At 67.3% G+C, this 260-nt stretch carries 1 protein-coding gene; it reads right to left on the bottom strand.

The window, feature by feature from the left end; genetic code table 11:
* Positions 1-260: PTS sugar transporter subunit IIA (locus AAEY83_RS16265; protein WP_351060685.1), on the bottom strand; the 260-nt coding region annotated here is incomplete at both ends.

Here is a 260-nt window from a genome sequence, read left to right as displayed (position 1 = left end):
CTTTCCTTGACCAGCATGGCGAAACCTTCGCCGTTCAATTCAACGGTGTCGAGGCCCAGGTGCAGGAGGATTTCCGCACCGTTGTCGGCACGCACGGTCACCGCGTGGCTGCTGCGCGCGACGTGGATGACCACGCCGGCGCAGGGCGAATACAGCGTGTCGTTGAGCGGGTCGATGGCGATGCCGTCGCCCATCGCGCCACTGGCGAACACTGCGTCCGGGACGTTGGCGAGCGTCAGCACCGGGCCGCTGAGCGGGGC

Origin of the sequence: Psychrobacter sp. TB20-MNA-CIBAN-0197, from assembly GCF_040309765.1 — a bacterium.
Taxonomy (GTDB): domain Bacteria; phylum Pseudomonadota; class Gammaproteobacteria; order Pseudomonadales; family Moraxellaceae; genus Psychrobacter; species Psychrobacter submarinus.
The sequence above is the reverse complement of the archived record's forward strand: the minus strand, read 5'-3'. Positions and strand labels throughout refer to the sequence as shown.